We start from the raw sequence: 24,947 nt of genomic DNA, 5'->3' as shown, positions 1-24,947 counted from the left end.
TTGCTTTGCGCTCACTTGGCGCTTATTTGGCATTCACTTGCAGCCAGAAAGTGACAGGGCCGTCATTCGTCAGCGACACTTGCATGTCGGCGCCGAACTGCCCCGTCTGCACGCATGCGTGACGGCTGCGCGCCTGCTCCACGAAATGCGTGAACAGGCGCAAGCCATCCTGCGGCGCGGCCGCCGGCGTAAACGACGGGCGCGTGCCGGATTTGGTGTCCGCTGCCAGGGTGAACTGGGGCACCAGCAGCAAGCCGCCGGCCACGTCCGTCACGCTGCGGTTCATCTTGCCCGCCTCGTCGGCAAACACGCGATAGCCGAGCAGCTTGGCCAGCAAGGCGTCCGCTTCCTTCTCCGTATCGCCCCGTTCGGCGCACACGAGCACCATCAGTCCCGCGTCGATGGCGCCGATGGTGGCGCCCGCCACATCGACTTTCGCCTGCGTGACGCGCTGCAGCAGCGCGATCATGCCGTCAAGGTGACGCGCGCGAAACTGCGCTTGCCAACTTGCAACACGAACTGGCCGGCCGCCACTTGCAGAGCCTTGTCGCTGATGACGGTGCCGTCGATGCGCACGCCGCCCTGGTCGATCTTGCGCATGGCTTCCGACGTCGATGGGCACAGGCCCGCCTGCTTGAGCAATTGCGGGATGCCCAGCGGCGCGCCGGCCAAGGCCACTTCCGGGATATCGTCGGGGATGCCGCCCTTCGAGCGGTTGACGAAGTCGGCCAGCGCCTCTTCCGCCGCCTGCTGCGAGTGGAAACGGGCGACGATTTCTTGCGCCAGCGCAACCTTGGCATCGCGCGGATTGCGGCCTTCCTCGACTTCGCGCTTCAGCTGCGCCAGTTCGGCGATCGAGCGCCACGACAGCAGCTCGTAGTAGCGCCACATCATGACGTCGGAAATGCTCATCAGCTTGGCGAACATGGTGTTGCCCGGCTCGGTGATGCCGATGTAGTTATTCTTCGACTTGGACATTTTTTCCACGCCGTCCAAACCTTCCAGCAGAGGCATGGTCAAAATACACTGCTGCTCCTGTCCGTACTGCTTTTGCAGTTCGCGGCCCACCAGCAGGTTGAACTTCTGGTCCGTGCCGCCCAGTTCCAGGTCCGATTTCAGGGCCACCGAGTCGTAGCCCTGCATCAGCGGGTACAGGAATTCATGTACGGAAATAGGAATGCCGCCCTGGAAGCGCTTGGTGAAATCGTCGCGCTCGATCATGCGCGCCACCGTGTAGTGGGAAGCGAGCTGGATGATGCCGCGCGCGCCCAGCGGATCGCACCACTCGGAGTTATAGCGGATTTCGGTCTTGCTGGCATCCAACACTAAAGATGCTTGCGCGAAATACGTCATCGCGTTAATCTCGATCTGTTCCTTGGTCAGGGGCGGACGCGTGACGTTGCGGCCCGAAGGGTCGCCGATCATGGACGTGAAGTCGCCGATGAGGAAAATGACTTGATGGCCCAGGTTTTGCAGCTGGCGCATCTTGTTCAGCACGACAGTATGGCCCAGATGCAAGTCGGGTGCAGTCGGGTCCAGGCCCAGTTTGATGCGCAGTGGAACACCGGTTTTCTCGGAGCGTGCTAATTTTTGCGCAAATTCGCTTTCGATCAAGAGTTCGTCGACGCCACGCTTGGTAATCGCGAGGGCTTCTTGTACTCTGTCCGACAGCGGAAGCGCGGTCTGAGCGGCGTTAGCCTTTGTAGGCGATGCGGTGGTGTTGATTTCCATAAAATTTGACTGTAGATCTCAAAATGGTAGTAGGTTTGCGGAGTTTGCTATAATGCTCGATCCCATCAATCTTGCCGTATGAAAACGAACCAAAATAACAATAACAAAGAGCACTAGTTCACGAATCGTTCAAGGGCAAATTTTAACTGATTGCATGAACCCTATACATAAAATCACAGGCTCACGCTTGTACACACAGCTGACGACGACACGCAAGGCGCGCATTATCGGTGCCTCCGCAGTGCTGCTCGCCGTGGCCGCCTTCGGCGCGGTCGCTGTGTCGCCCATGGCGCCCGACGCTTCCGACTTGCCGGTCACGTCCATCGCCCAGAACCTGGAAATGCCGGATCTCGCCTCGCAAATTTCCGCGATGGAACAGGTAGACCAGAACTTCACCCACGAAGAAAAAGTCCGCGCCGGCGATACCCTCGCCACCTTGCTGACCCGTCTCGGCGTGGATGATGCGGCGGCCGCCAATTTCATTAAAACCGACAAGATCGCGCGCGGCGTGATGTTGCTGAAATCGGGCAAGCGCGTACAAGCGCAAACGACCGAAAACGGCGACCTCAACTGGATGCGCGCCACGCTCGTCGACGGTACGGACAAATCGGTCAAGAACATCCTGATCACCCGCAAGGGCGACAAGTTCGTGGCCACGGAAGTGGCAGCCCAGCTGGAACGCCGCGTTGAAATGCACGCGCGCAAGATTACTTCCACCCTGTTCGCCGCCACCGACTCCAGCCTGGACGGCACCCGCCTGCCAGACTCGATTTCCGCGCAAATCGTGGAAATGTTTTCCACCAATATCGACTTCCGCTCCGACCTGAAACGCGGCGACTCGTTCAACGTGGTCTACGAAACGTTCTGGCAAGATGGCGAATTCGTCCGAGCGGGCCGCATCCTGGCCGGTGAATTCACCAACCGCGGCACGACTTACCAGTCCGTTTGGTTCGAAGACCCAGCCAGCAAGCAAGGCGGCGGTTACTACAGTTTCGACGGCAAGTCCCTCAAAAAAGCCTTCCTGAAATCCCCCCTCGAATTTTCCCGCATCTCGTCCGGCTTCTCCATGCGCGTGCACCCGATTTCCGGCAACTGGAAAGCGCACAAGGGCATCGATTTCGCTGCAGCCACCGGTACGCCTATCCGCGCGTCGGGCGACGGCGTGGTCGATTCCGTCGGCATGCAAAATGGCTACGGCAATGTTGTTGTCCTGAAACACTGGGCCAACTACACGACCGCCTATGCACACATGAGCCGCTTTGCTTCCGGCCTGAAAAAAGGTCAAAAAGTGAGCCAGGGCGATGTGATCGGCTACGTCGGCACCACGGGCTGGTCCACGGGCGCCCACTTGCACTATGAATTCCGCGTCGCTGGCGTGGCACAGGACCCAAGCAAGCTGAACGTACAAGCCCAGGCGCCATTGACGGCTGCCGAGCTGAGCCGCTTCCGCATGGTGTCGGCCGACATGATGCACCGCTTCACCCTGCTGCGTCCGAACGACACGGCACTGGCTGCGCGTTAATCGACACTGCCTTCGGGCAACAAACAAAGGCACCGCCCATGCAGATGGCCGGTGCCTTTGTTTTTTCCAGCGCGCTTTTGTTTTTTCCTGCGCGCTTTTGCGCCCGGCACAAATGCGGCACAATGCATATCATCACTGACGCATTCAAGGAAACACCATGCTGTATATCGGTTTAATGTCGGGCACCAGCCTCGATGGCGTCGACGGCGCGCTGGTCGACTTTTCCGACGAGGGCACGCGCAGCCTGGGCGACGCGTATATTGCCTTTCCCGCCAGCTTGCGCGCCGACCTGATGGCCTTGCAAAGTGCCGGCCAGAATGAAATCGAACGCGAAGCGCTGGCGGCAAACCAGCTCGTGCGCCATTACGCCGATTGCGTTGCCATGCTCCTCAGCAATGCAGGCATCGGCCCGGACGCCATCGCCGCCATCGGCGCCCATGGCCAGACCATCCGCCACCGCCCGGAACTGGGCTTTACGCGCCAGCTGAACAACCCGGCCCTGCTGGCCGAGCTGACGGGCATCGACGTCATCGCCGACCTGCGCAGCCGCGACGTGGCGGCCGGTGGCCAGGGTGCACCGCTGGTGCCCGCCTTCCACCAGGCCATTTTCAACCTGCCCGGCCACACGCGCGTGCTGGCCAATATCGGCGGCATCGGCAACATCAGCGTGCTGCATGCGGATGGCACGGTGACGGGCTACGATACGGGGCCCGGCAACGCGCTGATGGACGGCTGGGCCTTGCAGCACCTGGGCCAGCCCTACGACGCCAACGGCGCCTGGGCCGCCACGGGCCAGCTCATCCCTGCCCTGCTGGCCGAGCTGCTGAACGAACCCTACTTTGCCTTGCCGGCGCCGAAAAGCACGGGCCGCGACCTGTTCCACGCCGACTGGCTGAACAGCAAGCTGGCCAGCCATCCCCATGCCAGGCCGGCCGACGTGCAGGCGACATTGACCCGGCTGACGGCCGCCAGCCTGGCGCAAGCCATCGTGCGCGACGGGGCGCAGGCGGAGACGGTATATGTATGCGGCGGCGGCGCGCAGAACGCCAGCCTGATGGCGGCGCTGGCCGCTGAATTGCCGGGCATGACGGTGGAATCCACGCAAGCGCTGGGCGTGGCGCCCAGCCAGGTCGAGGCGCTGGCGTTTGCCTGGCTGGCCTGGCGCTTTACGCAGCGCAAGCCGGGCAACTTGCCGGCCGTGACGGGTGCGCAGGGATTACGGGTGCTGGGCGCGCTGTACCCGCGCTGAGCCGGCGTAGAAACACAAATAGCGGATCATCGATCCGCTATTTTCTTGCTTGCCCAGTTTAGTGCTTAAACGGAGAAAGACGAACCGCAACCGCAGGTAGACGTCGCGGTAGGGTTTTTAATGACGAACTGCGCGCCTTCCAGGTCATCCTTGTAGTCGATTTCCGCGCCGACCAGGTACTGGTAGCTCATGGAATCGATCAACAGCTGGACGCCGTTCTTGACCATGGTGGTGTCATCTTCGTTGACGATTTCATCGAAGGTGAAGCCATACTGGAAGCCGGAACAGCCGCCACCCTGCACGAACACGCGCAATTTCAGGTCGGGATTACCTTCTTCCTCGATCAGCTGCGCGACTTTTTCGGCGGCGCTATCGGTAAAGATGATAGGCGATGGGATCACATCTTGCATTTCAGCGACTGCATTCATTTCAGACTCCTCAGAAAACATAGCCTCATTATAGACTGTTGGCACAACTCTCGCTGCGGCGGCCGCTGGCGCGGCTGGCTGGTGTTGTTCCTGCTCACATTTCCGAGACGGCCAGATGCAGCACGGGGTCGGCGCTGTCGTGCCGGCTGAGCTTGCCTTGCACCAGGGCGCCGCTGTGCATTTCCAGCACCTTGTAGTAGACCTCTCCTACAATGCGGGCTTTCGGCTGGATTTCAAGCATTTCGGACACATACACGGGGCCATTGATCTCGCCGCTGACAACCAGGCTCGAGCAGCGCACTTCGCCATCGATGCGCCCTGCCTCGCCCAGCACCACATAGGTGGGGTCGCCCGGCTCGCCCGTGACGTTGCCGCGCACATGGCCATCGATGCGCAAGCCGCCGCAAAACAGCAAGTCGCCTTCGATCCGCGTGGAAGCGCCGATCAAGGTGTCGATGGGGTTTTTCGCATTGCGCTCGAACATGAACGTCATCCTGTCGGTGTACGTGGCAGTCCAATTTATCACAGGTCCGGCAAAAAGGCGCCGGACCTGCGCAAGCCCCCGTGCCTAAATTTACGGCAGCAGGGCGATGTGTTGCAAACCGGCCGTTTCTTTCAAGCCAAACATCAAGTTCATGCACTGCACGGCCTGGCCCGATGCGCCCTTGACCAGGTTGTCCTGCACCACCAGCACGATGACGGTGTTGCTGCCTTCGGGACGGTGCAAGGCCAGGCGCAGCATGTTCGAGCCGCGCGTGGAGCGCGTTTCCGGATGCGAGCCGAATGGCATCACGTCGACGAAAGGCTCATCCTTGTATTGCTCTTCAAACAAGGATTGCAATTCTTCATTGCTGACATCCTTGTTCAGTTGCGCGTACAGGGTCGAATGCATGCCGCGGATCATCGGCACCAGGTGCGGCGTGAAGGTCAGCGCCACTTTCTCGTCCGTGAAACGCTGCAATTGCGCCGTCGTTTCCGGCAGGTGGCGGTGACCGGCCACGCCGTAGGCCTTGAAGCTGTCGCTTGCCTCCGAGAACAGGATGCCGATCTCCGCCTTGCGGCCGGCGCCAGACACGCCCGACTTGCAGTCGGCGATCAAGCCGCCCGCATTGACGAGGCCCGCCTTGAGCAGCGGGTAAAAGCCCAGCTGCATGGTAGTCGGGTAGCAGCCGGGATTGGCGATCAGCTTGGCCTGCTTGATATCTTCGCGGTTCAGTTCCGGCAAGCCATACACGGCCTGGGCTATCAGCTCGGGCGCCGTGTGGGGAATCTTGTACCATTGTTCGAACTTGGCCTGATCTTTCAGGCGGAAGTCGGCGGCCAGGTCGATGACTTTTACGCCGGCGGCCAGCAAGGCTGGGGCTTGCGCCATCGCAACACCATGCGGGGTGGCAAAGAAGACCACGTCGCACTGTTCCAGATTCGCCTTGTCCGGCGAGGAAAACGCCAGTTTCACATGACCACGCAGGGAAGGATACATGTCAGCAACGGGCAAGCCATCTTCCTTGCGCGAGGTAATCGCCGTCAATTCGACATCTGGATGGGTAGCAAGCAAGCGCAGCAATTCCACGCCCGTGTATCCAGTACCGCCGACGATGCCAACTTTGATCATGTTCTTTCCTTGTATATAGATTGCATAAAGATGAAGGGAAACGCCCCCATGGGGGTTTTCCGCGTATTTTACAGCGCAACGGCGCAAGCCGCTGAAATGCAAAAAAGCCGCGGGACCGAAGTCCAGCGGCTTTTCGACCAGCACCCGGAAGGTGCTGCAGCGTAAGAATTAACGCTTCGAGAATTGCTTTGCGCGACGTGCTTTGCGCAGACCAACTTTTTTACGCTCGACTTCACGTGCATCGCGGGTCACGAAGCCGGCTTTCGCCAGTTCCGGTTTCAACGCTGCATCGTAGTCGATCAGAGCGCGGGTGATGCCGTGACGAACTGCACCAGCCTGGCCCGACTCACCGCCGCCATGGACGTTGACTTTGATGTCGAAACGCTCGACATTGCCGGTCAGTTCCAGTGGTTGACGGATGACCATCAGACCCGTTTCGCGCGAAAAGTATTCGTTTGCTGGTTTGCCGTTAACAACGATCAAGCCTGTGCCAACTTTGATAAAAACCCGAGCCACTGCACTTTTGCGACGGCCGGTTCCATAATTGTAATTACCGATCATGTCAGTTCCTTAGAGAACAAGTGCTTTAGGTTGCTGAGCAGCGTGCGGATGGGAACCTTCCGCGTACACTTTCAGCTTCTTGATCATTGCGTAGCCGAGTGGGCCTTTAGGCAGCATGCCTTTGACCGCTTTCTCAAGCGCGCGACCTGGAAAACGCTGTTGCATTTTCTGGAAGTTGGTTTCGTAGATGCCGCCTGGATAGCCAGAGTGACGGTAGTAAATTTTCTCAGTAGCTTTGGTACCGGTCACACGCAGTTTGCCTGCGTTGATGACGACGATGAAGTCGCCGGTATCGACGTGAGGAGTAAATTCTGGTTTGTGTTTGCCGCGCAGTCGGAGTGCCACTTCGCTGGCAACACGTCCGAGGACTTTGTCCGTCGCGTCAACCACGAACCAATCGCGCTGGACTTCATGTCCTTTAGCGGAAAATGTTTTCATGTTGACTTCCTAATAGATTACACGCTCAAATGGTGGTTCCGCCGATGTTGCTGTGCGGACTCTGCCTTATTTACTTTTCCTGAGCGAACGGAAAGCCGACAAGTATAAGCGGCTTTGCCGTGCCGCGTCAAGCCGCAATGCAGGCCGGCTGCGGCCCCGCGGGCGGCACATGGACAGGCATTCCTCTATTACAATACAAAACGCTTACAATTTTCGGAGAGTACGATGGAATGCAAAGTCAGCTGGAATGGCCCGTCGGGCATGAGTTTTCGGGCAGAAACGGGTTCCGGCCACCTGGTGACCATGGATGGCGCGCCCGATGGCGGCGGCCACAACCTGGCGCCACGCCCCATGGAAATGGTCTTGCTGGGCACGGGCGGCTGCACCGCCTATGACGTGGTACTGATCCTGAAACGGGGCCGCGAAGCCGTGAGCGGCTGCGAAGTGACCCTGAAGGCCGACCGCGCCGAGACCGACCCGAAAGTGTTCACCAAGATCCACTTCCACTTCACCGTGCGGGGCAAGGCCCTGAAACCGACGGCCGTGGAACGGGCCGTGGCCTTGTCGCATGACAAATATTGCTCGGCGTCCATCATGCTGGCCAAGACAGCGGAGATTACCCATTCCTTCGAGATCATCGAAGAAATCGCCTGACCAAACCTACTGCGCGTCGGTATAGGCGGCCTGCGATGCTCACCGTGCTCCAGCACGGTTGCGCTTCTCGACCACCTCTCCCTTCCGCTCGCTACGGTTTTGTCAGGCGTTTCACGGCTCAGGCATGCATAAAAAAGGCGCTCTTCAGAGCGCCTTTGTTTTAAATGTAATACGCCGTTTTCGTCATCACTTTCCCCATGATGCCCATCAGCGCCTTCACGGGCGCCGGGGTATCGATGGCGCCCAGTCGCTGGGCGGCGGCGCCGTGTTCCACTTCGTCGATGGCCATCTGCTTGACGATGGCGCGCGATTTCGCGTCCTGCGGCGGCAATTCTTCCAGGTGGCTGGCCAGATGCGCTTCCACCTGGCGCTCCGTTTCCACCACAAACCCCAGGCTGCGGCCGTCGCCCATGCGCGCGGCGATGGTGCCCAACGCAAACGAACCCGCATACCACAGGGGATTGAGCAGGCTCAGACGCGAGCCCAGCTCCGTCAGGCGCTGGGCCGTCCAGGCCAGGTGGTCTTCCTCTTCGCGTCCCGCTTCATCGAACTGGGCGCGGATGGCGGGGCTGTGCGCATAACGCGCCTGCGAGTTGTACAGGGCTTGCGCGCACACTTCGCCCACATGGTTGACGCGCATCAAGCCGGCGCTATGGCGCTGCTCGGCCGCGCTCAGCTCCGCATCGGGTGCGTGCGCGGCCGGCGACGGGCGCGAAGCGGAAGCCACGCCCGCCATGACGCGCAGGGCCTTGTCGGCGACAACAATCAAACGGTCCAGGGGATCAAAGTAGCGGTGCGCGGTCATCGTGGCTATTCATGTAGGGGAAAACATGAATTATAGGACGATCGGGGCCAGCCGTACCCACGCCGCGCGCAGGGTGAACGGGGCTTTATTGACTTGTGCGCGCTTTTTCCTGCTCGATCCAGTCCACCACGGGGCCGACGGCGTCCAGGCCGGACAGGCTTTTCGCCACGCCCAGGTTCAGTGAAATCAGGAAGGAAATGCTGTCGACGGGAATGTCCGGGCAGTGTTCGGCAAACGCGGCGAGAAAACGCGGCGATTGCAGCACGCGCAAGACTTTTTCCCCGCTCATAAATTGCAGCACGCTGGCGATGCTGTGCCCGCCGCCTAGCGAATGGTAGATGAAGCGGTTATAGCGGGCGTCGATCTCCTTGAAATCGAGCGTTTCTTCCGTCATCAGGCCCGCCAGGTAGTACAGACCCAGGCTGACGCGGAAGAAACCGATGGCTTCGGCGCTGGTCATGCCGGCACGCGCCACGGCCAGTACCTTGTCCTGCATTGCCTGATCGATCGTTTGCATTGCGCTCTCCCGCGCCGTCCGCCGGCGCCCACCGGGCCAGCTTGCATGAAGATGCTGTTTTTTTCAATAGACCAAACGATATTTCCATCTTGCAAGTTACATTTTTTACATGCTACTCTGATTCTTCCTTACGATTGGATCAAACACATGATTGAAGTCAAGCATCTGGCAAAACGATTCCGCATGCCGCCCCACAAGGGCAAGGCCGTGCACGTCAGCGATCCGCGCGAACACGACGGCTGGTTTCACGCCGTGCGCGACGTCAGTTTCAGCTGCGCCCCCGGCGAAGTGCTGGGCCTGCTGGGGCCGAACGGCGCCGGCAAGACCACCACCCTGCGCCTGCTGTCGACGGCCCTGCAGGCGGACGCGGGCAGCGCCCTCGTCAACGGCGTCGACGTGCTGCAGCAGCCATTGGTGGCGCGCCAGAGCATCGGCTTCCTGTCCGGCTCGACGGGGCTGTATGGCCGTCTGACGGCGCGCGAAAACGTGGAATACTTCGGCCGCCTGCACGGCATGCCGGCCGACAAGCTGAAGCGCCGCTGCGACGAGCTGTTTGCCCTGCTGCAAATGGAGGAATATGGCGGCAAGCGGGCCGACCAGTTGTCGACGGGCATGAAGCAAAAGTGCGCGATCGCCCGCACCGTCGTGCATGAGCCGCAGGTGGTGATCCTCGACGAACCGACGACGGGCCTCGACGTGATGTCGGCCAAGATCCTGCTCGACTTCATCGCCAGCTACAAGGCGCTGCGCGTGCCGCTGATCTTTTCCACGCACCACCTGCACGAGGTGGAAAAGCTGTGCGACCGCGTCTGCATCATCAACCGCGGCACCACCGCCTTCAACGGCACGGTCAACGAACTGCGCCACCTGGGCGGCAGCGCGGACTTGTACGACGCCTTTGTCAGCGTCATCAACCAGGGAGCCTGAGCCATGTGGACCATTTATCTGAAAGAGTTGCTGGAACTCACGCGCGACCGCAAGACGCTGATTTTCACCATCCTGATCCCCATCTTTGCCATGCCGCTGATCTTTGGCGGCTTCGCTTATGTATCGAGCAATATGTTCAAGAACGCCAAGACGGCGGAAATGCGCTACACCTTGTTCGGCAAGGACCATTCGCCGGGCTTGAGCGCGCGTTTTGCGCAGCAGCACAACTTGCGCGAAGTGCCGCTGGCCAGCGAGGCGGAGATCCGCCGCGCCATCGGCGACGACACCATCAAGTTTGCCGTCGTCATTCCGCCCCATTTTGAAGATGCATTGCAGCAACATCAACAAGCCAAGGTGACCTTGCACTACAACAGCGCCAGCACGGTCGATGTGACCCAGCAGCGGGTGCGCGAAATCGTCGACGCCTACAACGCCAGCCTGCGCGAAGGGGCGCTGTCGGCCCTGAACCTGAGTCCGGCCCAGCTGGCCTTTGCCCTGCATCCCATCGTGCTCGACAAGCAATCGACGGCCAACGAGCGCGAGCAGATGGGCGCCATCGTCGGCGGCATGCTGCCCTATCTGCTGCTGATGGTGTGCCTGACGGCGGCCATGTATCCGGCCATCGACCTGGGCGCGGGCGAAAAGGAGCGGGGCACCCTGGAAACCCTGCTGCTGGCGCCCGTGCCGCGCAGCGCCATCGTGCTGGCCAAGTTCCTCGTGCTGTTTACCGTCGGCATGACCTCGGCCGTGCTGATGGTGGGCAGCATGGGCGCCCTGCTGGCCATCTTCGGCAGTTCGCTGGAAGGCCATATGGCCGTCATGGTGCGCAGCATCGGCTTGCCCGACCTGGCCATGGTGACCCTGATGCTGGTGCCGACGGCGGCCATCTTCGCCTCGCTGCTGCTGTCGATCTCGATCTACGCGAAAAGCTACAAGGAAGCGGCCGGCATGATCACGCCGCTGATGCTGTTCGTCATCCTGCCCACCGTGGCGGCCATGCTGCCCGGCGTCGAGCTGAACTGGATGTGGGCCATGGTGCCGCTGACGAACGTGTCGCTGGCCATGAAGGAATTGGTCAAGGGCACCATGGATTACCGCATGTTTGGCGTGATTCTGGCGTCGACCACGGTGATCGCGGGCGCGCTGCTGATGCTGTGCCGCTGGTGGTTCAACCGGGAATCGGTGCTGTTTCGTAACTGATGGTCACGCGGCGCGCCGGCGGGGCGAAACAGGTCCCCATGCACGGCCCGGACGGGCGCGCCGCCCACCCCGTCCAATTGCACTCTGGGCACGCGAAAATGCCGTGTATCGCATGCAACTGCCCAGTACGTCTTAAATTCAATACAATGCCAGCATAGAGAAGCCCTGCACCATCGGGCTGCAACGCATGAGTTAGGAGTTGTATGGAATTGCAGATTCGCAAATTGTCGAAGACCTACGCGAATGGCGTGGTGGCGCTGGATAACGTGTCGCTGACGATACCGCCCGGGATGTTTGGCTTGCTGGGCCCGAATGGCGCCGGCAAGTCGACCCTGATGCGCACCCTGGCCACCTTGCAGGAGTGCGATTCCGGCTCCATCTTCTTCGGCGACTATGACGTGCTCGACGACAAGGACGAGATCCGCCGCATGCTGGGCTACCTGCCGCAAGACTTCGGCCTGTACCCGAAAGTGACGGCCTACGAGCTGCTCGACCACTTTGCCACCTTGAAAGGCCTGTCGCAGCGGGCGCGCCGGCGCGAAGTCGTCGACGGTCTGCTGCAGCAAACCAATCTGTTCGACGTGCGCCACCAGCGCCTGGGCAGCTTTTCCGGCGGCATGCGCCAGCGCTTCGGCATCGCGCAAGCCCTGCTGGGCGACCCGAAACTGATCATCGTCGACGAACCGACGGCCGGCCTGGACCCGCAGGAGCGCGTGCGCTTCCACAACCTGCTGTCCGACATCGGCGAAGACAAGACGGTGATCCTGTCGACCCACATCGTGTCCGACGTGGCCGACCTGTGCGCCAACATGGCCATCATCAACAAGGGCCATTTACTGCTGTGCGGCAAGACCCAGGAACTGATCGACGAAGTCAGCTGCAAGATCTGGGCGCGCTTTGTCGAGAAGAAGGAGCTGGCCAGCTTCCAGCAGCGCCACGCCGTCATTTCCACGCGTTTGCTGTCGGGCCGCACCCTGATCCACGTCTACAGCGACACGGACCCGGGCGACGGCTTCGAGGAAGCCATCGGCGACCTGGAAGACCTGTATTTCGCCACCATTGCCGGGCGCCACCGCGTCGCCCCGCAGTGCGACTGAGGGGCGCGCCATGTTTGCCATCGCCCGCTTTGAAGCGCGACAGCGGCTCAAGCTGCTGTCCACCTGGGTGTATTTCGTCATGTTCCTGGCGCTGGCCATGCTGTGGATGGCCGCTGCCGGCGGCGTCTTCAAGGAAGCGAGCATCAGTTTCGGCGGCAAGTTCCTGATCAACGCACCCCGCTCGCTGGCGTTTACCTGCAGCCTGCTGGGCTGCTTCGGCGCCGTCGTGGTGGCCGCCATGATGGGCCGCTCGGTGCAGCAGGATTTCGAATACGGCATGCAGCATTTCTTCTTCAGTGCGCCGATCCGGAAATACCAGTATGTTTTCGGCCGCTTCCTGGGCGCCTACCTGGTGCTGGCGGTGGTGTTTTCCAGCATCGTGCTGGGCGCCTGGCTGGGGGCCTGGCTGCCCGGCATCGATCCGGAACGGCTGGGGCCGCAACGCGCGCTGGCCTACCTGATGCCGTATGTGTTCACCCTGCTGCCCAATCTGTTCATCTTCGGCGCCATCTTCTTCGTCATCGCGGCCCTGACGCGGCGCATGCTGCCCGTCTACATCAGTTCCGTGGTGATGCTGATCGGCTACCTGGTGGCCCCGTCGCTGGCGCGCGACCTCGACTACAAGACCCTGGCCGCCCTGATCGACCCCTTCGGCACCACGGCGCTGATACGCCTGACGGAATACTGGCCGAATGCGGAGCGCAACACCCGTCTGGTGAGCCTGGAAGGCGTGTACCTGCTGAACCGCGCCATCTGGTCGGGCTTCGCCCTCGTGGCCTTGCTGCTCGGCTACTGGCGCTTCCAGTTCCACGCCACAACGGACGCGGGCGCCAGCAAGCGCCGCAGCGACGGCGACGTGCCGCTGCGCCTGTCGAACGCCTCGCTGTCCACGCAGGAAGCGCCCGACTTCGCGCAGCGCAGCCTGGCCGCCCTGCTTCTCAAGATGAGCTGGCTGAACCTGCGCGAAACCATCAAGAACATCTATTTTGTCGTCATCGTGCTGGCCGGCGTGCTGACCATGTATGGCGGCGCGCTCGACATGGGCTCCATCTACGGCACGAATACCTATCCGGTCACGGAAAAGGTGCTGGAAATGGTCAGCGCCTCGTTCGCCCTGTTCATGCTGATCATTACCACCTTCTATGCGGGCGAGCTGGTGTGGCGCGAACGCGAGGCGGGCACGCACCTGATGCTCGACGCCCTGCCCGTGCCGAACTGGCTGCCCCTGCTGTCGAAGCTGTTTGCGCTGATCGGCCTGCAAGCACTGCTGAGCCTGGTCATCATGCTGTGCGGCATGTCGATCCAGGTCTTCAAGGGCTATTACCGCCTCGACCCCGGCTTGTACCTGGAATCGCTGTTCCTGTCGCACCTGCCGTCCTACGCGCTGATCGCCGTGCTGGCCATCTTCCTGCAGGTAGTGATCAATCACAAATACCTGGCGTATTTCGCCATGATTCTGTACCACATCGCCAGCATCAGCTTTTCCTCGCTGGGCCTGGGCGACCCGCTGCTGCTGTATGGCAACACGCCGGACTTCGTGTATTCGGCCATGAACGGCGCCGGCCACTACCTGCTGCGCGAGCGCTGGTACTTGCTGTACTGGAGCGGCGCGGCCGTCATGCTGACCGTGCTGTCGCTGCTGTTCTGGCCCCGCGGCGCGCAGGACAGCTGGCGCATCCGCCTGCGCCTGGCGCGCCACGGCCTGACGCAAGGCGTGCTGGCCAGCTTTGCCGGCGGCGCCGTGGTCTTCGTGGGCGCGGGCGCCGTGCTGTTCTACGTCTTCCACGTGGCCAACGATTACAAGTCCGAATTCGCCCGCGATGCGGATCGCGCCAGTGCCGAGCGCCAGTACCGCAAGTTTGCCGCCACGCCGCAGCCGAAAATCACCGACGTAAAACTCGACGTGGCCATCTATCCGGCGCAGCGCACCCTGGCCGTCACGGGCCGCTATGTGCTGCAAAACAAGACCAGCCTTCCGATCAGCCACATTTTTGTGCAGCAAGATCCCACCGCCACCATGCGCCTGCGCTTCGATGCGCGCGTGCATCCGGGCCTCGATGACGGCAAGCTGGGCTTTTACAGCTACCGCCTGGCCGCGCCGCTGGCGCCGGGCGCCAGCCTGGGCCTCGATTTCGACATTTCCTACGCCCCCCGCGGCATCTTCGGCCTGGGCCAGGACACGCCCGTGGTGGCCAACGGCACCTTCTTCACGAATGCCGTGCTGCCGCACATCGGTTACCAGCCGCAGATGGAGTTGACGGACCCGCGCGACCGCAAGAAACACGGCTTGCCCGCGCGCGAGCGGGCCTTGCCGCGCGACGATGCGCGGGGGCTGGCCGACAATTACGTCAGCATTGATGCCGACCGCATCAACTTCGACGCCACCGTCAGCACCGTCGACGGCCAGACGGCCATCGCGCCAGGCATGCTGGACAACGACTGGATCGCCAAGGGCCGCCACTACTTCCATTACACGATGGAACAGCCGATCCTGAACTTCTACTCGTTCCAGTCGGCCCGCTACGCCGTCAAGCACGAGCGCTGGCAAGACGTGTCCATCGACGTGTATTACCAGCCCGGGCATGAATACAATCTCGAACGCTTCGTGCGCGGCAGCAAGGAAGCGCTCGAGTACTACACGAAAAACTTCGGCCCCTACCAGCACAAGGTGCTGCGCATCGTCGAGTTCCCCCGCTACGCCACGTATGCGCAATCGTTCCCGAACACCATTCCGTATTCGGAAGGCCTGGGCTTCATCGCCAAGGTGGACGACAAGAATCCGAAAGACCTCGACTATCCGTTCTACATCACGGCGCACGAAGTGGCACACCAGTGGTGGGCGCATCAATTGGTCGGTGGCAACACGCGGGGTGCCACCGTGCTCAGCGAAACCCTGGCCGAATACTCGGCCCTGATGGTGATGAAGAAAACCGTGGGGCCGGCCAAGATGCGCCGCTTCCTGCGCTATGACCTGAATCAATACCTGATGGGCCGCAGCGAAGAGCGCAAGAAGGAATTGCCGCTGGCCGACAATGAAAACCAGCCCTACATCCACTACCACAAGGGCAGCCTGGCCATGTACTTGCTGCAAGACGTGATCGGCGAAGACAAGGTCAACGGCGTGCTGCACGACTTGCTCAAGACCTATGGCCAGAAAGGCCCGCCGTATGCCAGCGTGACGGCCCTGATTACCGGCTTGCGCCAGGTCACGCCGCCCGAGCAGGCTTACCTGATCGACGATTTGTTCGAGAAAATCGTGCTGTTCGATAACCGCGCCCTGTCGGCCACGGCCGTCAAGCGCAGCGATGGCAAGTACGCCGTCACCCTCAAGGTGCAGGCGAGCAAGTTGACGGCCGGCGAACAGGGAGAGGAGCACGACGCGCCCTTGCACGACTGGATAGAGATCGGCGTCGACGACGCGAACGGCCATCCGCTGCTACGCGAACGCCTGCGCATGACGGCGCGCGAAGCGAGCTATACCGTCATCGTCGGCAGCCGGCCCGGCAAGGCGGGCATCGATCCCGACAACAAGCTGATCGACCGCAAGCCGGACGACAATATGGTCACCGTCGAGCTCGAAGAGCCGTAACGCAAAATGGCCGCCCAACGCATTGTTGGACGGCCATTTTTCAATGTCACACGGGAATCAGGCTGCGGCGCTGCGCGTCACCAGGCTCAGGCTGATGCCCATTTCCGTCAGGTGCTGCATGTCGGCCAGGCTCAGGTCCAGCGGCGCATCGACGGTGTCGTCGCCATTCAATTCCAGCTGCAGTTCGGCCACGATGCGCGGCATGGTGAACGTGACGCCGCGCGAGCGGCATTCGGCCAGGTAGCTGCGTATGCGCGAAGGCAACACCTGCGATTTGGAGGCCTGCGCGATCAGCACGTCGAAGCCGGAATCGAGATGCACGCGGCCCGCGCCCTTCGCCTCGCCCTTGCGCCATTGCCGCTCCGGATCGGTGGGCAAGACTTCGAGGATGGATTTGAGCGTGGGGTCGTCCCCATGCACCGACAGCTTCGCCATATTCATATTGCAAGACTTTCTAGTCAGGACGCCGCCAGGAAGACGGCGCGATCATCAGATCGACAAGTCTACGCATGGAAGGCAAATATGTCCATACGGCAATATTTGGTATCCCCTTCTAATTTGTGCTGTATCAAACAGGCGGAACAGGACTGTTCCGCCTGCAACACTCCATTACAGTGCCACGCCACGCGCCTGCAGGGCGGCCCGCACGCCGGCGCCATACGCGGCATCGGCCCGGTCGAAGTGGCCCAGCTGACGCTGCAAGGTTTCCGGCCGCACCTGGCTCAACGGTCCTGCCAGGTTGTCGAACAGGTTCTGCTTTGCCTGGGCGGACATCAGACGGAACAGATTGCCGGCCTGCGTGTAGTCGTCTTCCGTGCCGCGGCCATCGTAGCGCGCCGCGCCGCCCGCCAGCGCCAGCGCCCCTTCGCCATGACCGAGCCCTTGCGGCTGCGTGCCTGCTGCCGCCACGTTCGCATAGTTCTGTGCCGCGCCGCCATTATTAATGGCCATGCTGCCGTCGCGCTGCTGGTTATGGAAAGGGCAGCGGGCCGCGTTCACGGGCAAGTGCTGGTGGTTCGTGCCGACGCGGTACAGCTGGGCATCGTGGTAGGCGAACAGCCGGCCTTGCAGCATCTTGTCCGGCGAGTACCCCATGCCGGGCACGGCGTTGGCGGGCGAAAAGGCCGCCTGCTCGACTTCCGCGTGGTAATTGTCCGGGTTGCGGTTCAGCTCGAAAATCCCCACGGGCAGCAGCGGGAAGTCTGCGTGCGGCCACACTTTCGTCAGGTCGAACGGGTTCCAGCCCGTGCGCTGTTCCCACTGCGCCAGTTGCTCTTCGGTCGCCACCTGCAGCTTGACTTCCCACTGGGGAAAATCGCCGCGTTCGATGGCGCCGAACAGGTCGCGCTGGGCGTAGTCGGGGTCGGCGCCGGCCAGGCGGCCCGCTTCCGCCGCGGACAGGTTCTTGATGCCCTGGCGCGTCTTGAAGTGCCACTTCACGTACACGCGCTGGCCGTCCGCGTTGATCAGGCTATACGTGTGGCTGCCGAAGCCATCCATGTGGCGGTAGCCGTCCGGCGTGCCGCGGTCCGAAAACAGCATGGTGACCTGGTGCAGGCTTTCCGGTGCATGGCTCCAGAAGTCGAACATCATTTCCGCCGATTTCAAATTGCTGTGCGGATCACGCTTTTGCGTGTGGACAAAGTCGGGGAACTTGATCGGGTCCTTGATGAAGAACATGGGCGTGTTGTTGCCCACCAAATCCCAATTGCCCTCTTCCGTATAGAAGCGCACGGCAAAGCCGCGCGGGTCGCGTTCCGTGTCGGCACTGCCGCGCTCGCCACCGACGGTGGAAAAGCGGGCAAAAGTGGCCGTCTGCTTGCCCACTTCACTGAACAGCTTGGCCTTGGTATGGCGCGAGATATCGTGCGTGACGGTAAAGGTGCCGTAGGCCCCCGAACCCTTGGCGTGCACCACGCGCTCGGGAATGCGCTCGCGGTTGAAATGCTGGAGCTTTTCGATCAGGTGGAAGTCTTGCAGCAGCAGGGGGCCGCGGGGACCGGCGCTGATGGAATTCTGGTTGTCGGCGACGGGGATGCCCGACGCGGTGCTGAATGGCGGCTGTTGGCTCATGGCTGCTTTTCCTTCGTTGTTGACTGATGCAAACAGTGTAACGAGTGCAACAACAAAGGAAAAGCTAATTGATTTTATCGGATCGATAGATATTTACAATGCACAGCCATGGGCGTCGCACACACCGCCCAGCTGCGCCTGCAGCTTCGCCGGCTGGCCCAGGAATTCCCCGATATCGATTACGGACAGCTTGCCGCTGCCATCGTCGAGCACGAAGGTGGGAAAGCCCTGGCCGCCCACGCGCGCCAGCAAGGCGCGGCTGGCATCGATGTGCCGTTGCGTGGCGGCGCCCGCCTGCCGCGCATACGCGGCCTCGAATGCGGCGCCGTCCATGCCCAGTTCTTGCGCCAAGGTCACCAGCACGGGCAGGTCGGCAATGCGCAAGCCATCCACGTAATGGGCGCGCTGCACGCGCTGCAGCATGTCCAGGCCCTTGCCGGACAGCACTTCCGCCGCCAGGATGGCCGTGATCGGCGGTTCCGAATCCATCATGGCCGTGGTGTCGTTGAGCAAGCCGTTGACATAGGCGTCGCCGAACGGCTGGCCGGACAATTGCTCGATGCGCCGGTCATGCGGCAGCACATAGCCGCGCCAGGCGGGCGTGATCTGGCGGCGATTGCTGCCCGTCATCATGCCGCCGCCGTGGAAGGCCACCGTCAGTCCGGGCACGGCGCGCGCCGCCTCGACCAGCGGCGCGGCGCCGTAGCACCAGCCGCACAGGGGATCGAAAATGTAATGCAGTGTAGGATACGCCATGCTGGCTCCTTGATGCTTGAATGCGTTTCAGTCCAGGCGGCGCGGCCCGTGCAGGCGCCGCGCCGCAGTCTTTACTACGGATTTACCACTTCATCTCGCCCTTGGCCACTTTCGCGCTCGTTTCCAGCGCGCCATCGAGGCCCAGGTTCGGGTAGTGCTGCTTCATGGCCTCGATCAGGGCGGCGGAATTGGCCGCCTTCGCCGTTTCCCCTTCGAACGTCACCAGGTAGTCGCGGGTAAAGCCGATGCTGTCGGGCGTCATGCTGGAACCCACCTTGAAGTGGCCGGGCACGACGGTGACAGGCTTCAGGGCGGCGATGCCGTCCAGCGTCTTGAGCCAGTCCTGACGCGATTGCAGGCTTTGCGTATCGGCCGTCCACACGTGCAAGTTACCAAACAGCACCACGCCACCGACGACGGCCTTGATCGACGGAATCCACACATAGGTGCGCGATGGCGTCGGGCCGGCGATGTCCAGCGACTGGCCTTCCAGGCTGATGCGCTTGCCCTTCAACGCGTCCGGAATGACGATGCCGTGCGGCGCATTGTCTTTCAGGATGGGGCCCCAGTAGGCGACCTTGGCGTCGGCCTTGCGGCGGATCTCGGCCACGGTTTCCGGCGTGGCGACGATTTTTGCCTGTGGGAACGCTGCCTTGATCACGTCGAGGCCAAAGTAAAAATCGGGATCGCTGTGGCTGATGTACACGGTCGTCAGCTTCTTGCCGCTGGCGCGGATCTTTTCCACCAGTTTCTGCGCTTCGGCGCGCGAGAATTGCGCATCGATCAGCACGGCGTCATGCTTGCCCGCGACCAGCACGGAAGCGACGGGGAAGATGGCCGCTTCACCCGGGTTGAAGACTTCCAGGGTCAGGGGAGCGCTGGCGGCAGCCGAGGCGGCGCCGGCGGCAAACACGGTGGAAACAAGAATGCTGGCAATGGATTTGGAGAACATGATGTGCCTTCACAAGATGATTGGGATGCATGCATCTTACGTTGCTTAATCCGGCAGAAAAACCCGATAAACCGCAATAGTTTGTTTCTTAATTCGATGCAATCGTCGAAGCAAGCGGCAACTGCCGCGCCATTTCGCGCAGCCATTGCCCCGCCAGCGCGCCATCCCACACGAGCAGCACCTGCTCGCTGCAATCGACGCTGCCGGCCAGTTCGAGCTGCAGCAGACCGTGCGCGCGCACGGCGAAGTCGGGCAGGTAGGCCAGTGCCCGTCCCGATTGCACATAGCCGAGCAGCAACTGCGCATCGTCGCTCCAGTAACGGATGGTCCGCCCGGCCGCGCCGCGCCAGCCATCGGCATGGCGGCCCCGCTCTTCGCCGCACAGCAGCGAATGCGTGGGACTGGCAAACGCATGCGGCAAAACGTCCTGCAGGCGGCAAGGCACGGATGCGGACGCGGCCGGCACGCCGCGCGCCAGCGCATGCGCACGCCCGGCCGCCAGCAACATGCGCATGCTGCCCAGCGCCGTGCATTGCCAGGAAGCCGGCCAGTCGGCGCCGCGCTGGGCGACGGCTTCCTGCGTCACCAGCGCCGCGTGGCAGTCGCCGCGCGCCAGGGCCGCCAGCGCCGCATCCTCGAAAGCGGGCTGCAGGTGCACGCTGGCCTGCGGATACGCATCGAGCGCCGCCGCCAGCGCGTCCGCATGGCGCCACAGCAGCAGGGCCGGACCGGCGATGCGGCAGGCGATGGCGCCCCGCTCGCCCATCACGTCCAGGCGCGCCTGTTCGGCCAGCGCCAGCAGGGCGCGCGCCCGCGCCAGCAGCAGGCGGCCGCTATCGTTGAGCAGCAATTGCTTGCCGCTACGGTCGAACAGGGGCGCGCCCATGTCGCCCTCCAGGCGGCGCAAGGCTTTCGAGACGGCCGATGGCGTCAAATGCAATTCCAGCGCCGCCGCGCCCAGGGTGGGCTGGCGCGCGGCGCTGCAGAACACGCGCAGGTCGGCAAGGTTCAGGGGCATGATAGTTTCCCAATGGGACACATAATATGAAAAATGGTTGCTGTACCGGCCATGATACCGGCTCTATCATCGTGGCATCGTCACTCTGCCATTTTCCCCATGCTGCGTTTCCTCGCCCTCTTCCTCCTCACGTCCAGCCTCGCCCACGCCACGCCGCCGACCTGGGGCGTGCACGGCATGGTGCTGTTTGGCGGCAAGCAGGGGCTCTATGCTTCGCACCTGCCCATGTTCCATGCCCCGCACGACTACCAGGTGGTGCTGCAGCTGCGGCTGGCCGACCCCGCCCTCGATGCGCGGCTGCGCCGGCAGCTCGACGGCAGGACGGCCCTGTGGACCCTGGCGCCGGAACGCTTCGAGCTGGCGCGCTTGCTGCCCGCCGCGCCGCAGCCGCTGCGCCAGTTCCGGGCGGCGGTGGTGCGCGGGCATTTCGAGAAGGATGGCAAAGCCGAGCCCGGCTACGGCGCGGCCGCCATCGTCGTCGAGCGCGTGCTGCTGATGCGCCAGCTGTCGCCCGCGCCTGCCGTCAATGCCAGCGCGCGCTACCTGCAGGTGGGCGACGGCACGCAGCGCTTCCTCGTCAAGCGCATCGACAGCCGGCCCGATTTCGAGCATATCGTGGCCTGGACCAGCCCTGCCGGGGCGCCGCACGCCGACATCGTGGTGGCCAGGTCGGGCGTGCGGGAAACCCCCGCCGGCGCCCTGCGCACGCAGCTGGGACAAGCGGCCCGCCTGCGCGGTACGGTGTATTTTTCTACAGAGGACGTACGCTAAAGCAGCACACCGGCGATGGCGTGGCGCCGTCACAAAACGTGTCACACCGTCATGATGGTGTCACATTGGATTGTTATCTTGCTAGCTCTTTCAAACCTAGCCGGATGAACCACATGACACGCAGAAAAATTTCCGTCGCTGGCTGCAGCGTCGCCATCACCCTGATGCTGGCCGCCTGCGGCAGCGACGCCAAAAAAGACGACGTGGCGCCAGATACGCCACCGAAAAACGTCATCTTCTTCCTCGGCGATGGCATGGGCCTGACCACCATGACGGCCGCGCGCATCTATTCGGTGGGCGAAGACGGTTCGCTGACCATGGACACCCTGCCGGAAACGGCCTTCGTCAAGACCTTCTCGAACGATGCGCAAGTGACGGACAGCGCGCCATCGATGGCTGCCTACATGACCGGCGTCAAGATGAACAATGAAGTCATCTCCATGTCCGCCAACACGGTCGCCATCGATCCGGGCACGGATGCGAACGGCAACAAGCTGGTCAACAACTGCGGCACCAGCAACGGCACGCCTGCCACCACCCTGCTGGAACTGGCCAAGGCCAAGGGCTTTGCCGCCGGCGTCGTCAGCACGGCGCGCGTGACGCACGCCACGCCGGCCGCGACGTACTCGCACATCTGCCACCGCGACCTGGAAAACGATATCGCCGCAGCCCTGGTGCCTAGCGGCACGGGCTACAACTACGCGCTGGGCGCTTCCGGCCTGGAAGTGGTTCTCGGCGGCGGCGCGCAATTCTTCAAGCCGTTCAAGGATGGCGGCAAGCGTTCCGACGGCCGCGACCTGGTTGCCGAACTGAAAGCGAAGAACTACACCATCGCCAACAACGCCACCGACTTCAAGGCCGTCGATGCGGCCAAGACGGACCGTTTGTTCGGCGTGTTCACGTCCAGCCACATGAGCTACGACCTTGACCGCGATGCAGCGAAAGAACCTAGCCTGGCGGAAATGACCACCAAGGCCATGGACGTGCTGGCCAAGAACAAGAAAGGTTATTTCCTGATGGTCGAAGGCGGCCGCATCGACCATGCGCTGCACGAAACCACCGCCAAGAAAGCGCTGCAAGACACCGTCGCATTCGACAACGCCATCAAGGCCGCCATCGAAAAAGCCAAGGTCAGCGACCCTACCCTGGCCAATACCCTGATCGTCGTCACGGCCGACCATGACCACACCCTGGTGCTGAACGGCTACGCCAAGCGCACGGGCAAGACGGCTGCCGGCAACCCTGGCGTCCTGGGCGTGGTGAAGAACTACGTGACGGGCGCCATCGAGAAAGACCTGGACGGCGCACCGTATTCGATCATCGGCTTCGGCAATGGCGAAAACCGCACGCAATCGAGCCGCGCCGCCATGGCCAGCCTCGATGAAACCGTCACCAGCGCCAACACCTACCACCAGGAAGCGGTAATCCGCACCACGGCCGGCAATGAAACCCACGGCGGCACGGACGTCTTCCTGGGTGCCATCGGCAAGGGTTCGGAAACCTTCCTGGGCACCATCGACAACACCAAAGTATTCGGCCTGGTCAAGACCGCCGGCGGTCTGTAATCCCCAAGAGACAAGAATTGGACAAGCACATGAAAAGCGCATTGAAACCCGCCGCACTGAAATCGGCCCTGAAACTCTCCTTGCTGACCACGCTCGTGGCCGCCAGCGTCGCCAGCGCCTACGCCGCCGACGCCAAGAACGTCATCTTCTTCCTCGGCGACGGCATGGGCCCGTCCGTCGTGACGGCCGCGCGCATCTACCAGTACAAGGAAGACGGCAGCCTGACGATGGACACGCTGGAACGCACGGCGCGCATCAAGACGTTCTCGAACGATGCGCAAACGACGGACAGCGCGCCATCGATGGCCGCCTACATGACCGGCGTCAAGATGAACAATGAAGTCATCTCGATGGCGCAGGACACGATCGCCAAAGAGCCCAGCCGCGATGCCAACGGCAACCTGGGCGTGGACAACTGCCCGGCCGGCGGCAAGACCGTGCCGACCATCCTGGAACTGGCAAAAGCCAAGGGCAAGGCCGTGGGCGCCATCACCACCACGGAACTGACGCACGCCACGCCGGCAACGACCTTCTCGCACATCTGCAACCGCAATGCGCAATACGCGATTGCCGCGCAAACGGTGCCGGGCGGCGCAGGCTACAACGCCGCCCTGGGCGACGGCGTCGATGTGCTGATGGGCGGTGGCCGCAACCACTTCACGCCTTGGTCGGCCAGCAACAAGTATGGCCGCGCCGACGGCCGCAACCTGCTGACGGAATTTGCCGCCAAGGGCTACACCGTGGCCGCGACGAAAGCGGAAATGGCGGCAGCACCAAGCGGCAAGAAATTCATCGGCCTGTACAGCACCCGCAGCCACCTGGAATATGAGCTGGACCGCACCGCCACGCCGCCGCTGGGCGAAGGCGCGACCCAGCCTAGCCTGTCGGAAATGACGCTGAAAGCCATGGACTTGCTGTCGAAAAACAGCAACGGCTACTTCCTGATGGTCGAAGGCGGCCGCATCGACCACGCCTTGCACGGCATCAACGCCAAGCGCGCGCTGACGGACACCATCGCTTTCGACGACGCCATCAAGGCAGCCATCGCCAAGGTCAAGGAAACCGATCCGACGCTGGCCAACACCCTGATCGTCGTCACGGCCGACCATGACCACACCCTGGCGTTCAACGGCTACGGCAAGCGCGGCAACCCTATCCTCGACATCAACCGCGGCTACAAGGATAACCAGCCAAGCAAGGATGCGGACGGCAATACCTACACCACCCTGGTGTTCGGCAATGGCCCGAACCGCCCTGATCTGCGCAGCAATGTCGACAGCGCCACGGCCCTGAAAGACAACTACCTGCAAGAAACAGGCGTGCGCCTGGCCAGCGAAACCCACGGCGGCGGCGACGTCAAGCTGCTGGCCACGGGTGCCGGCGCCAAGACCTTCAAGGGCACGCTGGACAACACCAAGGTGTTTGACTTGCTGAAGGCAGCCTTCGGCTTCTGATCTGCATCAACACGGTAACCCCACCGGG

24 protein-coding genes are annotated in these 24,947 nt (G+C 62.3%); 10 read left to right on the top strand and 14 right to left on the bottom strand.

The features are described from left to right. Positions 1-22: 22 nt before the first annotated feature. Complete coding sequence (dtd, locus tag VPH41_RS25830; protein ID WP_152256193.1) at positions 23-469, bottom strand: D-aminoacyl-tRNA deacylase; 447 nt, start codon at positions 467-469, stop codon at positions 23-25. Beyond that, positions 466-1,731 (bottom strand): tyrosine--tRNA ligase, encoded by a 1,266-nt coding sequence (tyrS, locus tag VPH41_RS25825; protein ID WP_152284308.1) that lies wholly within the window; start codon positions 1,729-1,731, stop codon positions 466-468. The genes dtd and tyrS overlap by 4 nt, the downstream gene beginning before the upstream one ends. 154 nt (positions 1,732-1,885) lie before the next feature. Here tyrS and VPH41_RS25820 point away from each other — a divergent pair, with 154 nt between their 5' ends. Together VPH41_RS25820 and VPH41_RS25815 are read left to right on the top strand one after the other, a co-directional pair. After that, positions 1,886-3,253 carry a M23 family metallopeptidase gene (locus VPH41_RS25820; RefSeq protein WP_152284307.1) on the top strand — a complete coding sequence of 456 codons (1,368 nt, stop codon included), beginning with the start codon at positions 1,886-1,888 and terminating at the stop codon, positions 3,251-3,253. A 157-nt stretch (positions 3,254-3,410) separates the two neighbouring features. Further along, a complete protein-coding gene (locus tag VPH41_RS25815; protein WP_328571970.1) occupies positions 3,411-4,502 on the top strand; it encodes an anhydro-N-acetylmuramic acid kinase in 1,092 nt (363 codons plus the stop codon). Between the two features lie 65 nt (positions 4,503-4,567). On the opposite strand, the gene erpA is transcribed toward VPH41_RS25815, so the two are convergent. The 5 genes from erpA to rplM all read right to left on the bottom strand — a co-directional run bounded on the left by erpA (position 4,568) and on the right by rplM (position 7,541). Further along, complete coding sequence (gene erpA, locus VPH41_RS25810; RefSeq protein WP_029496047.1) at positions 4,568-4,930, bottom strand: iron-sulfur cluster insertion protein ErpA; 363 nt, start codon at positions 4,928-4,930, stop codon at positions 4,568-4,570. A gap of 94 nt (positions 4,931-5,024) precedes the next feature. After that, the gene (locus tag VPH41_RS25805; protein WP_131376556.1) at positions 5,025-5,414 is read right to left on the bottom strand and encodes a bactofilin family protein; all 390 of its coding nucleotides are present in this window, start codon (positions 5,412-5,414) and stop codon (positions 5,025-5,027) included. A 90-nt stretch (positions 5,415-5,504) separates the two neighbouring features. Beyond that, on the bottom strand, positions 5,505-6,542 hold the full coding sequence (gene argC / locus VPH41_RS25800) for an N-acetyl-gamma-glutamyl-phosphate reductase (protein WP_328571969.1): 1,038 nt from the start codon (positions 6,540-6,542) through the stop codon (positions 5,505-5,507). A gap of 168 nt (positions 6,543-6,710) precedes the next feature. Continuing rightward, a complete protein-coding gene (gene rpsI / locus VPH41_RS25795; protein WP_010393285.1) occupies positions 6,711-7,103 on the bottom strand; it encodes a 30S ribosomal protein S9 in 393 nt (130 codons plus the stop codon). Positions 7,104-7,112: 9 nt separating this feature from the next. Beyond that, complete coding sequence (gene rplM / locus VPH41_RS25790; protein WP_010393282.1) at positions 7,113-7,541, bottom strand: 50S ribosomal protein L13; 429 nt, start codon at positions 7,539-7,541, stop codon at positions 7,113-7,115. A 225-nt stretch (positions 7,542-7,766) separates the two neighbouring features. Here rplM and VPH41_RS25785 point away from each other — a divergent pair, with 225 nt between their 5' ends. Beyond that, positions 7,767-8,195, top strand: coding sequence for an OsmC family protein (locus VPH41_RS25785; protein ID WP_328571968.1), 429 nt, complete (start codon positions 7,767-7,769; stop codon positions 8,193-8,195). Positions 8,196-8,355: 160 nt separating this feature from the next. Here the strand turns inward: VPH41_RS25785 and coq7 are convergent, their stop codons facing one another. Together coq7 and VPH41_RS25775 are read right to left on the bottom strand one after the other, a co-directional pair. Further along, complete coding sequence (coq7, locus tag VPH41_RS25780; RefSeq protein WP_328571967.1) at positions 8,356-9,000, bottom strand: 2-polyprenyl-3-methyl-6-methoxy-1,4-benzoquinone monooxygenase; 645 nt, start codon at positions 8,998-9,000, stop codon at positions 8,356-8,358. 85 nt (positions 9,001-9,085) lie between these two features. Further along, complete coding sequence (locus VPH41_RS25775) at positions 9,086-9,517, bottom strand: hypothetical protein (RefSeq protein ID WP_287776815.1); 432 nt, start codon at positions 9,515-9,517, stop codon at positions 9,086-9,088. Positions 9,518-9,664: 147 nt separating this feature from the next. Between VPH41_RS25775 and VPH41_RS25770 the strand changes: the two genes are divergently transcribed. The 4 genes from VPH41_RS25770 to VPH41_RS25755 all read left to right on the top strand — a co-directional run bounded on the left by VPH41_RS25770 (position 9,665) and on the right by VPH41_RS25755 (position 16,330). Further along, entirely contained in the window at positions 9,665-10,444 is a 780-nt protein-coding gene (locus tag VPH41_RS25770; RefSeq protein WP_152284302.1) for an ABC transporter ATP-binding protein, read from the top strand. Between the two features lie 3 nt (positions 10,445-10,447). Beyond that, positions 10,448-11,644, top strand: coding sequence for an ABC transporter permease (locus tag VPH41_RS25765; protein ID WP_328571965.1), 1,197 nt, complete (start codon positions 10,448-10,450; stop codon positions 11,642-11,644). 203 nt (positions 11,645-11,847) lie between these two features. Then, positions 11,848-12,741, top strand: a complete 894-nt coding sequence (locus VPH41_RS25760) for an ABC transporter ATP-binding protein (RefSeq protein WP_152256184.1) — start codon at positions 11,848-11,850, stop codon at positions 12,739-12,741. Between the two features lie 10 nt (positions 12,742-12,751). Then, a complete protein-coding gene (locus VPH41_RS25755; protein WP_328571964.1) occupies positions 12,752-16,330 on the top strand; it encodes an ABC transporter permease/M1 family aminopeptidase in 3,579 nt (1,192 codons plus the stop codon). Between the two features lie 57 nt (positions 16,331-16,387). On the opposite strand, the gene VPH41_RS25750 is transcribed toward VPH41_RS25755, so the two are convergent. The 5 genes from VPH41_RS25750 to VPH41_RS25730 form a co-directional block, all read right to left on the bottom strand. After that, positions 16,388-16,771 (bottom strand): hypothetical protein, encoded by a 384-nt coding sequence (locus VPH41_RS25750; protein ID WP_152284299.1) that lies wholly within the window; start codon positions 16,769-16,771, stop codon positions 16,388-16,390. A 168-nt stretch (positions 16,772-16,939) separates the two neighbouring features. Then, on the bottom strand, positions 16,940-18,403 hold the full coding sequence (locus VPH41_RS25745; protein ID WP_328571963.1) for a catalase: 1,464 nt from the start codon (positions 18,401-18,403) through the stop codon (positions 16,940-16,942). A 93-nt stretch (positions 18,404-18,496) separates the two neighbouring features. Further along, entirely contained in the window at positions 18,497-19,159 is a 663-nt protein-coding gene (locus VPH41_RS25740; RefSeq protein ID WP_328571962.1) for a DsbA family protein, read from the bottom strand. A gap of 82 nt (positions 19,160-19,241) precedes the next feature. Beyond that, positions 19,242-20,111 (bottom strand): MBL fold metallo-hydrolase, encoded by an 870-nt coding sequence (locus VPH41_RS25735; protein ID WP_328571961.1) that lies wholly within the window; start codon positions 20,109-20,111, stop codon positions 19,242-19,244. Positions 20,112-20,199: 88 nt separating this feature from the next. Continuing rightward, positions 20,200-21,129 (bottom strand): LysR family transcriptional regulator, encoded by a 930-nt coding sequence (locus VPH41_RS25730; protein WP_328571960.1) that lies wholly within the window; start codon positions 21,127-21,129, stop codon positions 20,200-20,202. A 99-nt stretch (positions 21,130-21,228) separates the two neighbouring features. Here VPH41_RS25730 and VPH41_RS25725 point away from each other — a divergent pair, with 99 nt between their 5' ends. The 3 genes from VPH41_RS25725 to VPH41_RS25715 all read left to right on the top strand — a co-directional run bounded on the left by VPH41_RS25725 (position 21,229) and on the right by VPH41_RS25715 (position 24,919). Continuing rightward, the gene (locus VPH41_RS25725) at positions 21,229-21,900 is read left to right on the top strand and encodes a hypothetical protein (RefSeq protein WP_328571959.1); all 672 of its coding nucleotides are present in this window, start codon (positions 21,229-21,231) and stop codon (positions 21,898-21,900) included. Positions 21,901-22,064: 164 nt separating this feature from the next. After that, on the top strand, positions 22,065-23,465 hold the full coding sequence (locus VPH41_RS25720) for an alkaline phosphatase (RefSeq protein WP_328572066.1): 1,401 nt from the start codon (positions 22,065-22,067) through the stop codon (positions 23,463-23,465). A gap of 68 nt (positions 23,466-23,533) precedes the next feature. Then, positions 23,534-24,919 carry an alkaline phosphatase gene (locus VPH41_RS25715; RefSeq protein ID WP_405002829.1) on the top strand — a complete coding sequence of 462 codons (1,386 nt, stop codon included), beginning with the start codon at positions 23,534-23,536 and terminating at the stop codon, positions 24,917-24,919. Positions 24,920-24,947 lie beyond the last annotated feature (28 nt).

The sequence above is a fragment of the Janthinobacterium sp. P210006 genome, assembly GCF_036231885.1.
In the GTDB taxonomy this organism is placed as follows: domain Bacteria; phylum Pseudomonadota; class Gammaproteobacteria; order Burkholderiales; family Burkholderiaceae_D; genus Janthinobacterium; species Janthinobacterium violaceinigrum.
The sequence above is the reverse complement of the archived record's forward strand: the minus strand, read 5'-3'. Positions and strand labels throughout refer to the sequence as shown.

Excerpts from the sequence above, each read along its gene's own strand:
- dtd (WP_152256193.1), bottom strand. The coding sequence starts at position 469 with ATGATCGCGCTGCTGCAGCGCGTCACGCAGGCGAAAGTCGATGTGGCG.
- tyrS (WP_152284308.1), bottom strand. The coding sequence starts at position 1,731 with ATGGAAATCAACACCACCGCATCGCCTACAAAGGCTAACGCCGCTCAG.
- VPH41_RS25820 (WP_152284307.1), top strand. The coding sequence starts at position 1,886 with ATGAACCCTATACATAAAATCACAGGCTCACGCTTGTACACACAGCTG.
- VPH41_RS25815 (WP_328571970.1), top strand. The coding sequence starts at position 3,411 with ATGCTGTATATCGGTTTAATGTCGGGCACCAGCCTCGATGGCGTCGAC.
- erpA (WP_029496047.1), bottom strand. The coding sequence starts at position 4,930 with ATGAATGCAGTCGCTGAAATGCAAGATGTGATCCCATCGCCTATCATC.
- VPH41_RS25805 (WP_131376556.1), bottom strand. The coding sequence starts at position 5,414 with ATGTTCGAGCGCAATGCGAAAAACCCCATCGACACCTTGATCGGCGCT.
- argC (WP_328571969.1), bottom strand. The coding sequence starts at position 6,542 with ATGATCAAAGTTGGCATCGTCGGCGGTACTGGATACACGGGCGTGGAA.
- rpsI (WP_010393285.1), bottom strand. The coding sequence starts at position 7,103 with ATGATCGGTAATTACAATTATGGAACCGGCCGTCGCAAAAGTGCAGTG.
- rplM (WP_010393282.1), bottom strand. The coding sequence starts at position 7,541 with ATGAAAACATTTTCCGCTAAAGGACATGAAGTCCAGCGCGATTGGTTC.
- VPH41_RS25785 (WP_328571968.1), top strand. The coding sequence starts at position 7,767 with ATGGAATGCAAAGTCAGCTGGAATGGCCCGTCGGGCATGAGTTTTCGG.
- coq7 (WP_328571967.1), bottom strand. The coding sequence starts at position 9,000 with ATGACCGCGCACCGCTACTTTGATCCCCTGGACCGTTTGATTGTTGTC.
- VPH41_RS25775 (WP_287776815.1), bottom strand. The coding sequence starts at position 9,517 with ATGCAAACGATCGATCAGGCAATGCAGGACAAGGTACTGGCCGTGGCG.
- VPH41_RS25770 (WP_152284302.1), top strand. The coding sequence starts at position 9,665 with ATGATTGAAGTCAAGCATCTGGCAAAACGATTCCGCATGCCGCCCCAC.
- VPH41_RS25765 (WP_328571965.1), top strand. The coding sequence starts at position 10,448 with ATGTGGACCATTTATCTGAAAGAGTTGCTGGAACTCACGCGCGACCGC.
- VPH41_RS25760 (WP_152256184.1), top strand. The coding sequence starts at position 11,848 with ATGGAATTGCAGATTCGCAAATTGTCGAAGACCTACGCGAATGGCGTG.
- VPH41_RS25755 (WP_328571964.1), top strand. The coding sequence starts at position 12,752 with ATGTTTGCCATCGCCCGCTTTGAAGCGCGACAGCGGCTCAAGCTGCTG.
- VPH41_RS25750 (WP_152284299.1), bottom strand. The coding sequence starts at position 16,771 with ATGAATATGGCGAAGCTGTCGGTGCATGGGGACGACCCCACGCTCAAA.
- VPH41_RS25745 (WP_328571963.1), bottom strand. The coding sequence starts at position 18,403 with ATGAGCCAACAGCCGCCATTCAGCACCGCGTCGGGCATCCCCGTCGCC.
- VPH41_RS25740 (WP_328571962.1), bottom strand. The coding sequence starts at position 19,159 with ATGGCGTATCCTACACTGCATTACATTTTCGATCCCCTGTGCGGCTGG.
- VPH41_RS25735 (WP_328571961.1), bottom strand. The coding sequence starts at position 20,111 with ATGTTCTCCAAATCCATTGCCAGCATTCTTGTTTCCACCGTGTTTGCC.
- VPH41_RS25730 (WP_328571960.1), bottom strand. The coding sequence starts at position 21,129 with ATGCCCCTGAACCTTGCCGACCTGCGCGTGTTCTGCAGCGCCGCGCGC.
- VPH41_RS25725 (WP_328571959.1), top strand. The coding sequence starts at position 21,229 with ATGCTGCGTTTCCTCGCCCTCTTCCTCCTCACGTCCAGCCTCGCCCAC.
- VPH41_RS25720 (WP_328572066.1), top strand. The coding sequence starts at position 22,065 with ATGCTGGCCGCCTGCGGCAGCGACGCCAAAAAAGACGACGTGGCGCCA.